Annotated in this window: 13 protein-coding genes; 9 read left to right on the top strand and 4 right to left on the bottom strand. The window is 72.5% G+C overall.

Annotated features, from left to right (window positions below; genetic code table 11):
• The first annotated feature begins 20 nt into the window (after positions 1–20).
• Complete coding sequence (locus ACWGIG_RS14365) at positions 21–815, top strand: helix-turn-helix domain-containing protein (protein ID WP_453321880.1); 795 nt, start codon at positions 21–23, stop codon at positions 813–815.
• Here ACWGIG_RS14365 and ACWGIG_RS14360 read toward each other — a convergent pair.
• Positions 752–1,159 (bottom strand): VOC family protein, encoded by a 408-nt coding sequence (locus ACWGIG_RS14360; protein ID WP_453321879.1) that lies wholly within the window; start codon positions 1,157–1,159, stop codon positions 752–754. The two genes, ACWGIG_RS14365 and ACWGIG_RS14360, sit on opposite strands and share 64 nt — an antisense overlap.
• A 356-nt stretch (positions 1,160–1,515) precedes the next feature.
• On the opposite strand from ACWGIG_RS14360, the gene ACWGIG_RS14355 reads away from it, so the two are divergent.
• Positions 1,516–2,511 carry an NAD-dependent epimerase/dehydratase family protein gene (locus tag ACWGIG_RS14355; protein WP_453321878.1) on the top strand — a complete coding sequence of 332 codons (996 nt, stop codon included), beginning with the start codon at positions 1,516–1,518 and terminating at the stop codon, positions 2,509–2,511.
• A gap of 55 nt (positions 2,512–2,566) precedes the next feature.
• On the opposite strand, the gene ACWGIG_RS14350 is transcribed toward ACWGIG_RS14355, so the two are convergent.
• Positions 2,567–3,211, bottom strand: coding sequence for a phosphotransferase family protein (locus ACWGIG_RS14350; RefSeq protein WP_453321877.1), 645 nt, complete (start codon positions 3,209–3,211; stop codon positions 2,567–2,569).
• A gap of 93 nt (positions 3,212–3,304) precedes the next feature.
• Positions 3,305–3,994: an SAM-dependent methyltransferase gene (locus ACWGIG_RS14345; RefSeq protein ID WP_453321876.1), complete on the bottom strand. Its 690-nt coding sequence runs from the start codon at positions 3,992–3,994 to the stop codon at positions 3,305–3,307.
• A gap of 157 nt (positions 3,995–4,151) precedes the next feature.
• On the opposite strand from ACWGIG_RS14345, the gene ACWGIG_RS14340 reads away from it, so the two are divergent.
• From ACWGIG_RS14340 to ACWGIG_RS14315, 6 genes are all read left to right on the top strand, one after another.
• Positions 4,152–4,997, top strand: coding sequence for a 2,3-dihydro-2,3-dihydroxybenzoate dehydrogenase (locus tag ACWGIG_RS14340; protein ID WP_453321875.1), 846 nt, complete (start codon positions 4,152–4,154; stop codon positions 4,995–4,997).
• A gap of 65 nt (positions 4,998–5,062) precedes the next feature.
• On the top strand, positions 5,063–6,295 hold the full coding sequence (dhbC, locus tag ACWGIG_RS14335) for an isochorismate synthase DhbC (RefSeq protein WP_453321898.1): 1,233 nt from the start codon (positions 5,063–5,065) through the stop codon (positions 6,293–6,295).
• A gap of 182 nt (positions 6,296–6,477) precedes the next feature.
• Positions 6,478–7,224 carry a hypothetical protein gene (locus ACWGIG_RS14330; protein WP_453321874.1) on the top strand — a complete coding sequence of 249 codons (747 nt, stop codon included), beginning with the start codon at positions 6,478–6,480 and terminating at the stop codon, positions 7,222–7,224.
• A gap of 188 nt (positions 7,225–7,412) precedes the next feature.
• Entirely contained in the window at positions 7,413–8,624 is a 1,212-nt protein-coding gene (locus tag ACWGIG_RS14325; RefSeq protein WP_453321873.1) for a matrixin family metalloprotease, read from the top strand.
• A gap of 254 nt (positions 8,625–8,878) precedes the next feature.
• Complete coding sequence (rsgA, locus tag ACWGIG_RS14320) at positions 8,879–10,009, top strand: ribosome small subunit-dependent GTPase A (RefSeq protein WP_453321872.1); 1,131 nt, start codon at positions 8,879–8,881, stop codon at positions 10,007–10,009.
• A gap of 200 nt (positions 10,010–10,209) precedes the next feature.
• Positions 10,210–11,736 carry a bifunctional transcriptional activator/DNA repair enzyme AdaA gene (locus tag ACWGIG_RS14315; protein WP_453321871.1) on the top strand — a complete coding sequence of 509 codons (1,527 nt, stop codon included), beginning with the start codon at positions 10,210–10,212 and terminating at the stop codon, positions 11,734–11,736.
• 191 nt (positions 11,737–11,927) lie between these two features.
• On the opposite strand, the gene ACWGIG_RS14310 is transcribed toward ACWGIG_RS14315, so the two are convergent.
• A complete protein-coding gene (locus ACWGIG_RS14310) occupies positions 11,928–12,917 on the bottom strand; it encodes a helix-turn-helix domain-containing protein (protein WP_453321897.1) in 990 nt (329 codons plus the stop codon).
• A 206-nt stretch (positions 12,918–13,123) separates the two neighbouring features.
• Between ACWGIG_RS14310 and ACWGIG_RS14305 the strand changes: the two genes are divergently transcribed.
• Positions 13,124–16,909: a S8 family serine peptidase gene (locus ACWGIG_RS14305; protein WP_453321870.1), complete on the top strand. Its 3,786-nt coding sequence runs from the start codon at positions 13,124–13,126 to the stop codon at positions 16,907–16,909.
• The last annotated feature ends 149 nt before the right edge of the window (positions 16,910–17,058 follow it).

The raw sequence follows: 17,058 nt of genomic DNA, 5'->3' as shown, positions 1-17,058 counted from the left end.
CGCCCCTTTAGCCTGGGAGCATGCCCGGCAGATATCAGGAACGGCCCTCGCGGCTGGACGGCGCGGTCGTCTGGCGGCGGGACGTGGCTCCGGCCCCGGCCCCGGCTCCGGCTCCGGCCCCGGCCCCGGCCCCGGCCCCGGAGGATCCCGTGCCGTCCTACCCCGTACTGCCCGACGGCTGCATGGACCTGCTGTGGATCGACGGGCAGCTGGTCGTGGCGGGTCCCGACACCCGCGCCCACGACGCCTCGGGCAGCCCCGGCAGCCGGTTCGCGGGGGTCCGGTTCGCGCCCGGGACGGGGGCCGTGTTCCTCGGCGTACCGGCGCACGAGCTGCGGGACCGGCGGGTGCCGCTGGCCGATCTGTGGCCGGGCGTACGAGAGCTGGCGGAGCGGATCACGGAGGCTCCCGACCAAGCCCTCGCCCTGGAGGAGCTGGCGCTGCGCCGGGCCGCCGACACCGGGCCGCCCGACCCGCTGATGCGCGCGGTCGCCGCAGGTCTCGGCGCGGGGCGCACGGTCGCGGGGACCGCCGAGGCCGTCGGGCTCGGGGCGCGGCAACTGCGCCGGCGCTCCCTCGACGCCTTCGGCTACGGGCCCAAGACGCTGGCCCGGGTGCTGCGGCTGCAGCGTGCCCTGGCGCTCGTACGGGACGGAGTGCCGTTCGCACGGGCGGCGTACGCGTCCGGCTGTGCGGACCAGGCGCACCTGGCCCGCGAGACGAGGGAGCTGGCCGGGACGACGCTGAGCGCCTACGCGTCGTTGGCGGCGAAGAGGGACACCCCGCAGCCGTCCGGGTCGAGCACGACGGCGTAGCGCTGGCCCCACACCGCGTCCCACGGCTTGAGGTGGCCGGTGTATCCGGCGGAGACCAGTTCGTCGTACGTGGCGTCCACGTCGGCGGCGCTGTCGCAGAGGAACGCGAGGCCGAGCCGGTCGCCGCCCTGGGGCTTCTGCCGGTTTGGGTCGAAGGAGCTCATCATCTCCTCCGTGTCCCAGAGGAGGCGCAGGCCGTTCGGGAGGACGGCTTCGACGTGCGGCTGGGAGGCGGCGTCGGCGGGGAGCGGGACGCCGAGGCGGCGGTAGAAGTCGAGGGAGGCGGCCATGTCGGCGGTGACGATGCCGAGGGCGTCGAGGCGAGGAGTCGGTCGAGGAGTCATGGGGGAAACGTAGCCCGGCCGGTCCGCCGGGATCTTGAAGAAAACGGACGTCTCACGGCGGGGCCCGTGCGGTGGTCCGTGGGGCGGACGGTGGGGCAGATCGTGAGGGCTGAGGGCTGCGGGCTGTGGGCTGAGGGCTGCGGACCGCGCTCGTGCGGCCGGGCCTCCCGGGGGGTGCCGTGCTACGAAGCCGGAGCGCACGGCCCCGGACAGCCACCCGGAGCGCACGGTCCGGGGCGGTCACCCGGTGCGCAGGGTCCCGCACGGTCACCCGGTGCGGTCGGCCCCGCCCGCTTCTGCCCAGGGCGCAGAAACGGGCCGGGACTTGGGGCGCGCCCTCGGGCATGATCGGCTCCATGAAACTACTGATACTCGGCGGTACGGAGTTCGTCGGACGAGCGGTCACCGAGGACGCCGTCGCCCGCGGCTGGGACGTGACCGTCTTCCACCGGGGCAACCACGCCCCGCCGCCCGGCGTCACCGCCCTGCACGGCGACCGCCTCGGCGACCTGTCCGCGCTCGCCGACGCCGTACGCGACGGGGCGGCCTGGGACGCGGTGCTCGACACCTGGTCGGGCCACCCCCGCGCCGTGCAGCAGGCGGCCGATCTGCTGGCCGACCACGCCGGACGGTACGTCTACGTGTCCTCCCGGTCGGTGTACGTCAGCCCCGCCCCGGCCCATCAGACGGAGGACGGCCCCGTCGTCGAGCCGGGCGAAGAGGGCTATGCGCACGTCAAGCGCGCCGGTGAGCTGGCCGCGGTGGCGGCCTTCGGCGCGGACCGTACGGTACTGGCCAGGGCGGGCCTGATCCTCGGCCCCGGCGAGAACATCGGCCGCCTCCCCTGGTGGCTGAACCGCGTCGCCCGCGGCGGCCCCGTCCTGGCCCCGGGGCCGCACGACCTGCCCCTCCAGTACATCGACGCACGCGACATGGCGGCGTGGATGCTCGACGCGGTGGAGGCGGGCCTGTCCGGTGCGTACCACCTGATCTCCCCGGAGGGGCACACCACCATGGGGGAACTGCTGGAGTCCTGCGTACGGGTGGCCGGATCGACGACCGCCGAACTGCGGTGGGCACAGCCGGAGGTGATCCTCTCGCACGGCATCGATCCCTGGCTGCAGCTTCCGGTGTGGGTCCCGCCGGGCGAGGACCACGACGCGATCCACCGCGCCGATGTCTCCAAGGCCCTGGCGACGGGCCTGAGTTGTCGTCCGGTGGCGGAAACGGTGGCGGACACCTGGGCGTGGCTGAACACGCTGGGCGGGGTCGCCCCGCAGCGCAGCGACCGTCCGGTGGTGGGTCTCGACCCGGAGGAAGAGGCCAAGGTGCTTGCAGCGATGGGCAATTGACGGGGGCGCCACGCTTCCCTGCCGGTTCTCGCTCCGGCCTCCCGCCCGGCGGATCTCACTCCGTCCAGCCCTCCGTCGCGATCAGCAGCCCCACCCGGTGCGGCTGGAAGTCGACGAGCTCGCGGCACCGGTCGGTCATCGCCCGGTGCCGCGACCGCCAGTCGGGCCGGTGTCCGTAGGCATCGAAGAACCCCTCCAGCGCGGGGAGGTGTTCGGGGTGGTACGTACGGACGATCCACTCGCACCACGCCAGGTCCTCCACGGGATCGCCCGCGTGCGACCACTCCCAGTCGAGCAGTGCGGTGACCCGGGAGGCGTCGTCGGTGAGCAGCATGTTGTTCGGCCCGAAGTCCCCGTGCACGATCACCGAACCGCTCCTGGCCCGGGGGAACACCTCGGTGACGTCCAGCGAGTGCACCGCCCGCAGCGCCCCGCCGCAGGCGGCCAGTACCTCCTCGGCCCATCCCGCCTCGATCATGTCCTGGCCGTGCAGGCCTCCCAGGAAGGTCATGCTCAGGCTCTCGCCCGTGCAGCCGATCAACTGGGGCACGGGCAGGAGCGCGCCCCATGTCTCAAGTCCGCCCAGGGCGGCGGCCTCCCGCGACATCCTGCGCTGGGCGTCCCGGCCCTTGTACGTCTTGGTGACGACGCCGGCGTGATGGGTGGTGTGGTTGGTGTAACCGTGCGGCAGCATTTCCATGGAGCCAGCTTTGCTCATGTACGCCGCCGGGGGCGCGCGGTACCGGCTCCAGGTTGACGCCGGCCGGTGTGCCGGGTAATGGAGCCGGGGTGCTCACGGCAGGCGGCGCGCCATCACCGTGTTGTCGGTGCGGGTCCCGGGAGTGCCGTCCGGGGCGTTCTGGATCCGCTCGTGCTCGGCGGCGATCAGCAACTCCCATCCCTCGCCGTCCAGTTCGAGGGCGGCCACCAGCTCGTCCGGGGTGTCGAAGTGGACGTCGGCGAGCGGCGGCTCCTCCTGTTGCCAGGACGCCCATCCGGCGTGCCCGACGATCAGCAGCGTCCCGCCGGGGGCGACCGCGGCGGCGGCCGTCCGCAGGATCTCCTTGCGCGGCAGGCCGCCCTCGGAGTGCAGGAACTGGGACGAGACCAGGTCGAAGGTGCCTGCCGGGAACGAGTCGCCGAGCCGGTGCCACTGGTGGTCGACGCGCTCGGCGACCCCCGCCTCGGCGGCGTGCTCCGCCGCGCGGCCGAGTGCGACCCGGGAGATGTCCGTGGCGGTGACCTGCCAGCCCTGGCGCGCCAGCCAGACGGTGTCGGCGCCCTCGCCGCAGCCGAGGTCGAGTGCCCGGCCGGGGGTGAGGCCGGTGACCTCGCGGACCAGTACGGAGTTGGGGTTGCCGCTCCAGATGCGGTTGCTCTCGGAGTACCGGTTGTCCCAGAACTCCGCGTCCGAGGCGGCGACAGCAGTGTGGTCGACGGCAGTGTGGTCGGCGCTGTGGGTGGTGCCCGTTGTCTCTGTCATGCGGACAGCATCCGCGGGTGGCCGGCGCGGGGGCAAAGGTTGTTGCCGGAACGGCAAGGGGGGAGGCGAGGGGCGGGAATGAGGGGGGCCGGGGGCCCTCTCGATCTTCGACATGCATTAGGTTAGGCTCACCTAAGAAGTCGAGGGAGGGTCTTGCATGCCTGAGCACATACCGTCGCGTACACCGTCCGGAACGCCCCGCCACACCGGCGAATTCGCCGGCCGGGTCGCACTCGTCACCGGTGCGGGCCAGGGCATCGGCGAGGCGGTCGTACGCGCACTGGTGGCCCGGGGTGCGACCGTCGCCGCCACCGACCGGGCGAGCGGCGGCATCGAGGCCCTCGCCAAGGACCTCGCCAAGGCCCCCGGTGAGGACGAGGGCGCGGGAACGGCCTTCGCCTACCCCCTCGACGTCACCGACGGCTCCGCCGTGAACGAGACGATCGCCCGTGTCGAGTCCGAACTCGGCCCGCTGGACCTGCTGGTGAACGTCGCCGGAATCCTGCGCACCGCCCCGGCCACCGAGCTCACCGACCAGGACTGGGCCGACACCTTCGCCGTCAACACCACCGGCGTCTTCCACACCTCCCGTGCCGCGGCCGGCCGGATGAAGGAACGCCGAAAAGGCTGCATCGTCACCGTCGCCTCCAACGCGGCCGGCATCCCGCGCACGGGCATGGCCGCGTACGCCGCCTCGAAGGCAGCCGCCGCCATGTTCACCAAGTGTCTCGGCCTGGAGGTCGCCCGCAGCGGTGTCCGCTGCAACGTCGTCGCCCCGGGATCCACCGACACCCCCATGCAGCGCGGCATGTGGGAGGGCAATCCGGATGCCGAACGAGGCGTGATCGAGGGCGACTTGGCCTCGTACAAGACCGGGATACCGCTCGGCCGCATCGCCCGGCCCGAAGACATCGCGGACGCGGTCCTCTTCCTCGCGTCCGACCGTGCACGCCACATCACCATGCAGGACATCTACGTCGACGGCGGCGCGACCCTCCGCTGACCGCCCCGCCCGCCTCTCGCTCCGCCCGCACCCCCCTCACGAGCATTGGAGACCCCGTGGACACCGTGTCGACGGCACCCGTAGTCGCCACAGCCGCCCCGGCTGTCCCCACCCCGCGCGGCGGTCACTCCGCCGAGGCGGCGCACCCCGCCGTCGGCGCGGCCACCGGACTGCTGGACGCGTACACCGAAGGGGCCCGCTTCCTCGCGACGCCCACCCGCACCCTGCTGGCCGACGGCCCCGCGCGGGAAGTCCCGCACGGCGAGAGCCCGTTGGCGCAGCGTGTCGCCGAGACCCTCGCCGCCGCCCGGCGCGACGGGCACGGCAACCCCGTCGTCATCGGCGCCGTGCCGTTCGACCAGAGCGCGCCCGCGGCCCTCGCCGTACCCGAATTCGTCCAGGACGGGCCGCCGCTCGCCAACGACCCACTGATCACGCTGCCGGCCGACCTGCCCGCCGCGGCCGAGTGGGACATGACCCCGGTGCCCTCGCCCGAGGTGTACGGGGCCGGGGTCGCCGCCGTCGTGGAGCGCATGTGGCGCGGCGAGTTCAGCAAGGTCGTCCTCGCGCGCACCCTCGAACTCACCGCAGACGCACCCCTCGACCTGCCGGTGATGCTCCAGCGCCTCGCCCGCCGCGACCCGTCCGGCTATACGTTCGCGCTGCCCACGGGCCCGGACAGCAACCTCATCGGTGCCAGCCCCGAACTCCTCGTCTCCCGGCGCGGCAACAAGGTCGTCGCCAACCCGCTCGCCGGGTCCACGCCGCGCAGCGACGACCTCGCCGAGGACGTCCGCAGGGCCGCCGCCCTGCTCGCCTCCGCCAAGGACCTGCACGAGCACGCCGTCGTCGTCGACGCCGTGCACGGGGCGCTCGCGCCGTTCTGCAGCGCGCTCGACGTGCCCGCCAAGCCGACCCTGATCCGTACCGCCACCATGTGGCACCTCTCCACCACGGTCACCGGCACCCTCCACGAGGACAGCGCGGCCTCCGCGCTCGAACTCGCCTCCGCGCTCCACCCGACGCCCGCCGTCTGCGGCACCCCCACCCTGACGGCACGTCAGGTGATAGCGGAGACCGAGCCGTTCGACCGCGGTTTCTTCACCGGCATGATCGGCTGGGGCAACGCGGACGGCGACGGCGAATGGGTCGTCACCATCCGCTGCGCCGAGGCCCAGGAGCGCACGCTGCGGCTGTACGCGGGCGCGGGCGTGGTCGCCGCGTCCGAGCCGGAGGCGGAGACGGCGGAGACCGCCGCGAAGTTCCGCACGTTCCTGCACGCGGTGGGCGCCGAATAGCCCGGGGCGGCCCCGGGAGCGGTCGGGGCAGCCCGGAGCAGACCGGGGCGGCCCCGGGAACACTCGGGACGGCCCGGGGGCGCCCCGGCACGCCGTGCCGCACGCCCGCCACGCGGGCGGTGCGCCGCGGTGCGGCGCGGTGGTGCCGGGCCCGGCGGTGGATCCACCCTACGGTGACCGTTATGAACGCATCTGACATGGATTCGGCCCGGCTGAGCGCGCTCACCGCACTCAGCGGGAGCACCGAGGCGAACCGCGCCGAACTCATCGAAGCGGCCTGGCGCTCCGGCACCCGCAACCCCACCGAGCTCGCCTCGGTCGCGGGCACCGACCGGGACACCGTGTACGCCGCCCTCGCGGAGCGCGGCGTCGACCGGCAGGACCGGGACGCGGCGCCCGCACCCCGCCCGGACGCGGTCACCGCCGACGCCGTGCGCGCGGTGGCCCGGCTGGCCGAGGAGACGTTCGGCCCGCTGGTCCACGACACGCACGACCCCGGCCCGCTCACCACCGTGACCTGGCAGCTGGCCATCGCGTACCGCGCCATCGCCGCACTGCTGCTCGACGAGCTCCCGGACGCCGACCGCGAGGAGACCGCCGAGGAGCTCTCCGACCGGCTCCAGATCGCCCTGTACCAGTCGCACCTCTACCGGGGATCGCGCAGCACCCAGCGCCGGCTCGGCGCCCAGACCCGGCGGACCGACGCCGAGCTCGCCTTCCTCCAGCCGCTGCCCACCGCCGCGACGGTCACCCTCACCCTCCAGTCCGGCGACACCCTCACCGTGCGCCTCGGAGCCGAGGAGGAGACCGGATTCACCACCCTCAGCTCCGATAGCCCGCTCCTGGACACCACCCTCGAAGCCCACGACCACCTGGAACTGCACACGGCGCTCGACACGGTGGCACAGGTCCTCACGCGGCACCTCTGACGGCGGCGGGGCTGGTGCACGAGGCGACGGTGACGGGGCCGGTGTACGAGGCGACGGCGGGGCCGGTGCGGCGTAATTCTTCTCGTCATTCCTCCCGGCCTCTGTGACCCCGCGCTCCGGCGGAGTAACTTCCGAATTCAGGGAGCCGTACCCCGGCAACAACAGGCCAGCACCCATAGGGGGAAGCCATGGCCAAGGAATCAGCCGCGCCTTTCGCGGGAATCGCAGCCGTCCAGCCGACGAAAACCGGTGAGAGCAGTCCCGGTCTCGAACTCGTGCAGAATTTCCTGGTGCGTTTCGGATACCTCGAAGAAGCGACGTACCAGCCGGAAGAGCTCGACGGTCAGACGTCGACCGCACTCCAGAAGTACCAGGGCTTCAACGGGATCCAGGAATCGGGGATCTTCGACGACTCCACCCAGCGGTCCATGACGCAGTCCCGCTGCGCGATGCCCGACCTCGACCACGGAATCGACTTCGCGACCCAGTGCTCCTGGAAGAAATGGAGCCTGAGTTTCGCCCTCGACGTCGGAACCGCGGACTGTGCCGACGAATTCATCGCCGTACGCAATGCGTTCCGCAGCTGGTCCGCGGTCGTTCCGCTGACTTTCACCCAGGTCGGCACGGCGGCAGCGCCCGACATCAGGGTCGGCTGGCGGCCCGCGAACGACCCCGACCACAGCATGGTCGGAGGCGTCCTCGCCCACGCGGACTTCCCGCCCGGCTGCTCCGTGGTCACCAACGGCCTCCCCAAGCCCGTCCACTTCGACGACACCGAACACCACTGGACCATCGGCGCGGTCGCCGGCGGCTTCGACGTCGAGACCGTCGCCCTGCACGAGATCGGCCACATCATCGGTCTCGGCCACTCCGGCGTCGCCGGCTCGGTGATGTTCCCGACCGTCTCCGCCAACTCCACCAAGCGCGGCCTCACCCCGGACGACATCAACGGCGCCCGCGCGCTCTACCCGCACCAGGCCGACTGGCGCTGGTGCAGCAAGTGCGAGGGCATGTTCTTCGGCGGCAACGCGAACCCGGTCTGCCCGGCGGGCGGCCCGCACACCAAGGCGGGCAGCGGCAACTACGTCCTCGCCCACAACATGGCAGTCACCCCCGGCTGGCAGCGCGACTGGCGCTGGTGCCGCAAGTGCCAGGGGCTGCACTTCGGCGGCAACCCGAACCCGGTCTGCCCCTCCGGTGGCACACACGACAAGACCGGCAGCGGCAACTACAGCCTGCCGTTCTCCGCGGGCGTGGCGCCCGGCCAGCAGGACAACTGGCGCTGGTGCCGCAAGTGCCAGGGGCTCGCCTACGGCGGCCACGCTACCTCCGGCGTCTGCCCGTCGGGCGGCAGCCACGACAAGGCGGGCAGCGGGAACTACAGCATCGCCCACCGCTGAATCCCTCGGGTACGGGGCGCCGCGGGAAAAAGGGTTGGCGTTGCGGCGCCCCCGCCTCGTACGCTGCGACAGCACAAGCCGTTGAGTACGTACGCAGGTACGAGAGATCAGGAGGTGGCCTTCGATGAGTGCCGTCGCGCAGGGCTCTGCCCGCACCCACGTCGTCATTGCCACCCCCTGTGGCCTCCGGCTGATCACCACCTGACTTCCGCGCATCGAGCGCGACGCCGGGGCCACCCTGTGAAGGGTTCCCCTTGTCCCACACTTCGCTCCACACCTCTACCGACACCTCTGCCGGTCCTGCCGGTCAGCACTCCCTCACCGCGTACGGCTGGGACGACGGATACGCCGCCGACTTCGCCCCGTACGCCGAGCAGGGTCTGCTGCCCGGTCGGGTCGTGCGGGTCGACCGTGGTCAGGCAGACGTCTTCACCTCGGACGGGCTGATCCGCGCCGACACCGCGCTGGTCACCCCGCACGACCCGTTGCGGGTCATCTGCACCGGCGACTGGGCGGCGGTCGAGCCCGCCGGTGACCCCCAGTTGATCCGGTCGCTGCTGCCGCGCCGTACCGCTTTCGTACGTTCCACCTCCTCCCAGCGGTCGGAGGGGCAGATCCTCGCGGCCAACGTCGACCACGCGATCATCGCGGTCTCGCTCGCCGTCGAGCTCGACCTCGGCCGGATCGAGCGGTTCCTGGCCCTGGCCTGGGAATCGGGGGCCCAGCCCCTCGTCGTTCTCACCAAGGCCGACCTCGTGCCGGACCCCACCGGGCTCTCGTACCTCGTCGAGGACGTCGAGACGACCGCCCCAGGCGTCCAGGTGCTGGCGGTGAGCTCGCAGACGGGCGAGGGGCTCGACGTCCTCGCGGCGCTCGTCGCCGACGGCACCAGTGTGCTGCTCGGAGTGTCGGGCGCCGGGAAGTCGACCCTCGCCAACACCCTCCTGGGGGCCGACGTGATGGAGGTGCAGGCCGCCCGCGACGTCGACGGCAAGGGCCGGCACACCACCACGACCCGCAATCTGCTCGCGCTGCCCGGCGGGGGAGTGCTCATCGACACCCCGGGACTGCGGGGCGTCGGACTGTGGGACTCCGAGGCCGGGGTCGGCCAGGTCTTCTCGGAGATCGCCGAGTTGGCCGAACAGTGCCGCTTCCACGACTGCGGGCACGGATCCGAGCCGGGCTGCGCCGTACTCGCGGCGATCGAGGACGGTTCGCTGGCCGAGCGACGGCTGGAGAGCTGGCGCAAGCTGATGCGCGAGAACCAGCGCATCGTCGCCAAGACCGACGCGCGGCTGCGCCAGGAGATGCTGCGCGGCTGGAAGCAGAAGGGTGCGGAGGGCCGGGCGAACGGGGCGGTCAAGCGGGGCGGGCGGCTTCGGTAGAGGGGGCGGCTGGGGTTGGGGCTGGGGGAGTGGCTGGGGCTGGGGGAGTGGCTGGGTGGAGGGGGGCGGGGGACGTGCGCCGCCACGTACGCCCCCCGCTCTCCCTTGGTACACGCACCGGGCACAGGAATGAACCGCGCACCGGCCTCGATGTCCGAATCCCGCGAGCCCGGGGTCGGTCGCAGGGGCAGACTGGAGGCATGACCGCGCCCGAGAGCACCGGTGGGACCACTTGTGGGGATGCCCGGAAGGACACCCGTGAGGACGCTCGCGAGGACACTCGTGAGGAAACCCAGTACGAGGCTGTGAGCAGCCGTGATGCCCGTTTCGACGGGGTCTTCTTCTTCGCGGTGAAGACCACCGGCATCTACTGCCGTCCGAGCTGCCCCGCGGTCACTCCCAAGCGCCGCAACGTCCGCTTCTACCCGACGGCGGCAGCGGCCCAGGGCAACGGTTTCCGGGCCTGCCGGCGCTGCCGCCCGGACGCGGTGCCGGGTTCCGCCGAGTGGAACGTGCGCGCCGACGCGGTCGGCCGGGCGGTGCGGCTGATCGGCGACGGGGTGGTGGACCGCGAGGGCGTCCCCGGCCTGGCCGGTCGGCTCGGCTACAGCGCCCGCCAGGTCCAGCGCCAACTGACCGCCGAACTGGGCGCGGGGCCCGTGGCTCTCGCCCGGGCCCAACGTGCCCACACCGCAAGGCTGTTGCTCCAGACGACCTCCTTGCCCATCACCGAAATCGCCTTTGCCTCCGGCTTCGCCAGCGTCCGTCAGTTCAACGACACGGTGCGGCAGATCTACGCACGCACTCCCACCGAACTGAGGTCGGAGACGGGGACGCGGCTTGCGCCCGGGACCTCTGCCGCCCCCGGCCGCCCCGCCGCCGGCATTCCCCTCCGCCTCGCCTACCGCGGGCCCTACGCCGCCCGCGAAGTCTTCGACCTCCTCGCCGACGAGGCCGTCCCCCGCATCGAGGAGGTGCTGGGTGCCCCGGGGGAGCGCAGCTACCGCCGCACCCTCCGCCTCCCGCACGGCACCGGGATCGCGTCCGTCGACGAGTCCCCCCGCCCCGGCTGGCTGGAGGCCCGGCTCACCCTCTCCGACCTCCGTGACCTCACCACCGCGGTGCACCGTTTGCGCCGCCTCTTCGACCTGGACGCCGACCCGTACGCGGTCGACGAGCGGCTCGGCGCCGATCCCCGGCTGGCCCCGCTGGTAGAGGCCCGCCCCGGGCTGCGTTCACCGGGCGCGGCCGATCCGGAGGAGCTGGCGGTACGTGTCCGGGTCGGCCGGGACCGGGCCGCCGCGCTCGTCGAGGCGTACGGGGACCCCGTCCCCGAGCCCTGCGGGACCCTCGACCGTCTCTTCCCTGCGCCCGACGCGCTCATCGGCGACCCCGCCGCAGGGCCTCTTGCCGCGGCTCTCGTCGAGGGCGCCGTACGTCTGGATCCGGGGGCGGACCGGGAGGAGGCGGCCCGGGCCCTGGCGGCCGTTCCCGGGCTGGACGCGCACGCCGCCGCCCTGGTGCGGATGCGGGCGCTCGGGGATCCGGACGTGGCGCTTCCTGGGGGGCTCGATGGGGAGGGGTGGCGGCCTTGGCGTTCGTACGCCACACGGCATCTGATGCTTGGCGGGGGACGTGCGGGTGGGCGTGCGGGTGCGGGTGCGTTGGTGCGTGCGGGTGTGACTGCGCCTGCGGCGGGCCATGCCCCTCCCCGCCCCTTCACCTGAACCGCCGGCCGCGGGGCGGAGGCAAGTACGGCCGGCGCCGGTGGGGGCTGGGGTTCCGGGCTGCGCCCGGTGCCCGGCTGCGCCGCGCGTCCTCAAACGCCGGACGGGCTGGGTGCGTCCGGACGGGCCGGATGGGGTGGCTGTGTCCGGACGGGCCAGAAAGGGTGGGTGGGGCGGGCGAGGTGGGTGGGCTAGCGTCCCACCCAGCCCCTCTCGTACGCGTGCCATCCCAGCTGCAGCCTCGTCGTGACGCCCGCCACCTCCATCAGCCCCTTCACCCTCCGCTGCACCGTCCGCAGGCCCACCTCCAACTGCTTGGCCACGCTCGCGTCCGTCATTCCCGCCAGCAGCAGTGACAGGATCTGCAGGTCCATCCCGTCAGGGCCGGAGTCCGCCACCACCTCCAGGGCGGTGCCGGTGCCCGCCCAGTTCAGCCGTACCGGCCTGGCCTCCCGCCACACGGCCTCGAACAGGCCCATCAGTGACTCCAGTAGCCCGCTCGCATGCACCACCAGCGCGGCAGGCTCCGCGTCCCGGACGGTCAGCGGGACCATCGCCAGCGCCCGGTCGGCGACGACCAGCTTGGTCGGGACGCGGTCGACCACCCGGACCTTCTCGTCCCGGCCGAGGGCCGCCGTCAGCTCCACCACGCCCCGCGGCAGTGTGAGTACCTCCCGCTCGATGACCACCCTGTACGTCACCCCGCGCGCCGTCGCCCGCTCCTCCGCCGCGTTGTCGTGACCGGTGACGGCGACCGGGTGCCCGGTGACCAGGGCGCACACCTCCTCCACCGCTCCCAGCTGCAGCTGTGCGAACCGGTGGGCCACGGCGCTCGCCCCCGTCACGATCTCCACCAGGTCGTGCACCGAAGGCTCCGACGCCTCCGCCCGGTACTCCTCCGCCAGCAGCACCGCTGCCAGCTCCGCCTGTTCCAGCTCGTGCCGCTGCTGGGTGAGTAGCGCGCCCAGTGCCACACCTGGGGGTGCCGCCACCCATCGCTGAGTGCCCGAGGAGGACTGTGCGGCCAGGCCCTGCCGCTCCAGGCGGCGCAGGGCCCGCTCGGTGTCCGTCTCCGTGGCCCCCAACCGGTGCGCCAGGTCGGACATTTCGGCCGCACCGACCGCGACCAGCATCCGGTACGTCGACTCCTGGGCCTCGTCGAGCCCTATCGCACTCAGCACCTCAGTACTCACCTCTCCCGCACGCGCCGCGCCTCACTCGCCGCACGCGTCTCCTGCAGCACACGGCTGGCGGGAATGAGCCACGGCACAAACCCGCCTCGGCACATCATCCCTGCACCACCCGCACCTCTGCCAACCTGTCGCCACCGGTCATCAGCCCATGGACCGGGCCGACTTGGACCGAATTGACCGACTTGGGGAGCATGATGCGTCCTATATCGCGAACGGCACTGGGAGCGGCCACCGCCGCCGTCCTCGCCGTCACCGCGGTCGCCCCGTCCGTGGCCGCCCCGGCGCCCACGGACCCGGCGGCCGGGAAGAGACCGATCACCGGCAGCGCGAAGGCGGGTGAAGGGCCGGCCAAGACCCTTGTCGTCACCCTTGTGACCGGCGACAAAATCCAGGTCCTGCAAGGGAGTTCGGGTCCCGAGGCCGCCACCGCGCTGCCCCGCCCCGACGGCACGGTGCCCGTCCTGCAGACCCGTACCTCCGGCCGGGACAAGGACCTGTACGTCTTCCCCGAGTCCGCGTCCGGCGCCCTCGCCTCGGGCCGCGTCGACCGGGAGCTCTTCAACGTCTCCGGCCTGGTCCGGCAGGGGTACGACGACGCGCACGCCAAGGCGCTGCCGCTGATCGCCGTTTATGACAAGTCCGTGAACGTCGCCCGTTCCCTGCCGCCGACGCCCCGCGCGGCCACCCGGGGCCCGGTCCTCGCGCCCGTCGGCGGTGTCGCCCTCAAGGCGGACAAGGCGAAGGCCGCCGACTTCTGGGCGGACGTCACCAGCACCGGCTCGCGCGCCGGATCCGACCTCTCGAAGCTGTGGCTCGACCGCAAGGTCGAAGCCACCCTGGAGCGGTCGACGAAGCAGGTCGACGCGCCGTCCGCATGGGCCGCCGGCTTCGACGGCAAGGGCACCAAGGTCGCCGTCCTCGACACCGGCGCCGACGCCGAGCACCCCGACCTCAAGGGCCGCATCGCCGCCGCCCGGAACTTCACCGACTCCGCCGGGACGAACGACGCCCAGGGGCACGGCACCCACACCGGCTCCACCGTGGGCGGATCCGGTGCGGCCAGTGAGGGGAAGAAGAAGGGCGTCGCCCCCGGCACCCAGCTCCTCAACGGAAAGGTCCTCAACGACGGCGGCTCCGGCGCCGAGTCGTGGATCATCGCGGGTATGCAGTGGGCCGTCGACCAGAAGGCCGACGTCGTCTCCATGAGCCTCGGCACCCCCGAACCCACAGACTGCACCGACCCGTTGAGCGTCGCCGCCGAGACGCTGGCGAAGAGCAGGGACACGTTGTTCGTGGTCGCCGCCGGGAACGCCGGGCCGCGTGCGAACTCCGTCTCCTCGCCCGGCTGCGCCCCCGGCGTCCTCACCGTCGGCGCCGTCGACCGCGACGACTCCACGGCCCGGTTCTCCAGCCGCGGCCCTTCGATCGTCAACCACCACCTCAAGCCGGAGATCGCCGCCCCCGGCGTCGCCATCTCCGCCGCCGCTGCGGGCGGCCGGGGCGTCTACGCGTACCAGGCCATGTCCGGTACGTCGATGGCCGCCCCGCACGTCGCGGGCGCCGCCGCGATCGTCAAGCAGGCCCACCCCGACTGGTCCGCCCAGCAGATCAAGGCGGCTCTGGTCTCCTCCGCGAAGGTCGTCCCCGGAGACGTGAAGGAGACCGGCGGCGGCCGTCTCGACGTCAAGGCCGCGCTCAGCCCCCAGGTCATCGGCGCACCCGCAGTCCAGGGCGGTACGTTCAACTGGCCGCAGCACAGCAGCGACCGCGCCACCGTCGACCTGCCGTACACGAACACCTCCGACAAGCCGGTCACCCTGGACCTCACCGTCCAGCAGCCCACCGGCAACGACGGCTCGGCCGTCCGCTCCCGGATCGCGGCGCTCGGCAAGAACCGCGTGACCGTCCCGGCCGGTGAAACCGTCAAGGTGCCGCTGACCCTCGACCCGGCCGCACGCCTGGAGCGCGCCCAGTACGGCGACGTCACCGGCCGCGTCCTGGCCACCGCCCGCGGCGGCGTCACCGTCTCGACGCCGTTCTCCCTGTACGTACAGCCGGAGACGGTCACCCTGAGGGTCAAGCTCATCGACCGCACCGGCAAGCCCGCCACAGGGCCCAGCACCCTCGACGTCATCGGCACCGACGACGAGAGCGGCGAGATCCGCGCCAACGACGGTCAGGCGGAGCAGCGTTACGAGGTCAGGCCCGGCTCGTACTTCCTCTCCTCCTTCGTCGCCACCCCCGACACCGAGGACCTGGCAGGCCGGGGCGTCGGCTCGCTGAGCTACCTCGCCCACCCGCAGCTGGAGGTCAAGAAGGACACCACGGTCGTCCTCGACGCCCGCAAGGCACACCGGCTGAGCGTCGAGACGGACCGCCCGGGCGAGCAGCGCACCACCACCTTCGCCTTCGACCGCTCCTGGAAGGACACCTGGCGGCACTCCGGCACCGTCAGCGCGGGCCGCGGCGTCGCCGGCTACTACGCCGACATCCAAGGACGCGCGAGCAAGGGCGACTTCGAGTTCGGCAGCTACTGGCGGCTCCACGCCCCGCTGCTGAGCAGCCTCAAGGTCAAGGGCGGCCCCGCCCTGCACGCCGTCGTGGGCGGACTGGGCTCAGTGAACCTCGACGGCAGGGGCAGCGCCGCACTCGTCGACGCGGGCAGGGGCACCCCCGACGAGCTGAAGGCGGCGGGCGTCAAGGGCCGCATCGCCCTGGTCGAAGTACCCGACGACGACACCTACTTGGGTACGGTCGCGGCATCGGCCAAGGCCGAGGGCGCCGTCGCCGTCCTGGCGCACCGCCCGTCGACCGGCACCTGGTACCCGACCTTCGGCTTCGGCAGCGGAGTGCTCCCCGTCCTCGCCGTCCCGGCCGTCGAGGCCAAGGACCTGTCGGCACGGCTGTCCGACGGCGCGGTCACGCTCGACGGGCAGGCCACCGCCCGCAGCCCGTACGTCTACAACCTCGCCTTCCAGGAAGAGGGTCCGCTCAAGTCGGCCCGGGAGTACCGCACTTCGGACCGGAAGCTGGCCGCGGTGGAGACCACCCACCGGGCAATGGGCGTCGCAGGGGACTACGTCGGCTCCGTCGACGCGATCCGCCCGAACGGGTCCCGCTTCTTCGTCTCCTCGCTCTTCGATCTGCTGCCCGTCCCCGGCACCCGCACCGAGCTGTACTCGGCCGACGGATCGGCCTGGGGGCGCACCGTCGCCAGCAGTTTCCCGTTCGGCGAGTACATGGTCTCTCCCCATCAGGTGCTGCGCCCCGGCCAGAAGGCCAACGAGACCTGGTACGGCGGCGTCATCGTCCCGACCGCACCGCGCGACGACAAGAACAAGCCGCTGCTGGTCTCCGAACGCCAGGGCGGCGTCATCGGATTCGCCAACGCCATGTGGGGCGACAGTGAGCACGCGGCGGTCCCCGGCAGCTTCGGGGACATCGGCTCGCTGGAGCTGAAGCGCGACGGCGTGTCGCTCGGCCGGAGCGCCTGGCCCTCCGGCGTCTTCGACGTCCCGGCGGAGCGGGGTACGTACGAACTCACCCAGGACATCACCAAGATCGCCGCACCGGCCAAGGACTGGAAGCGCTCCGAATCGGTCAGCACCACCTGGAAGTTCACCTCCGAGCTGGATGCCCATACCTACTCCGTCCCGATCCCGATCCTCTTCCCGGGCTACGCGATCCCCGAGGACGGCCTGAAGACGCTCGCCGCGAAGGACGGCCAGAAGATCGGCCTCTCCGTCTCGGGTCACGCGGGCTACACCCCCGGTGCGCTCAAGTCGGCCAAGCTGTCCTACTCGTACGACGCGGGCAAGACCTGGACCGAGGCCAAGACGGCCTCCTCCGGCGGCAGTTGGACGGCCACCGTCGACCACGCCGGTGCCACCGGCAAACAGGTCACCCTGAAAACCGAACTGACGGACGCACACGGCAACTCCGTCACCCAGCTCGTGGCTCGCGCGTACGACGTACGTTGATCGTGCACCGATCGCGCGTCGGCCACTGAGGGTCCGCCGGGCAGCCTTTCCCGTGGGGGGGTGCCCCTATGACTTTGGTCAAGGGGTTGGGGCGGGTTGGGGGTCGTAGAAGGTGCCGTCGCGGAGCATGGCGAACAGGACGTCGGCCC

Source organism: Streptomyces sp. NPDC054863 (genome assembly GCF_053610825.1).
The sequence above is the reverse complement of the archived record's forward strand: the minus strand, read 5'-3'. Positions and strand labels throughout refer to the sequence as shown.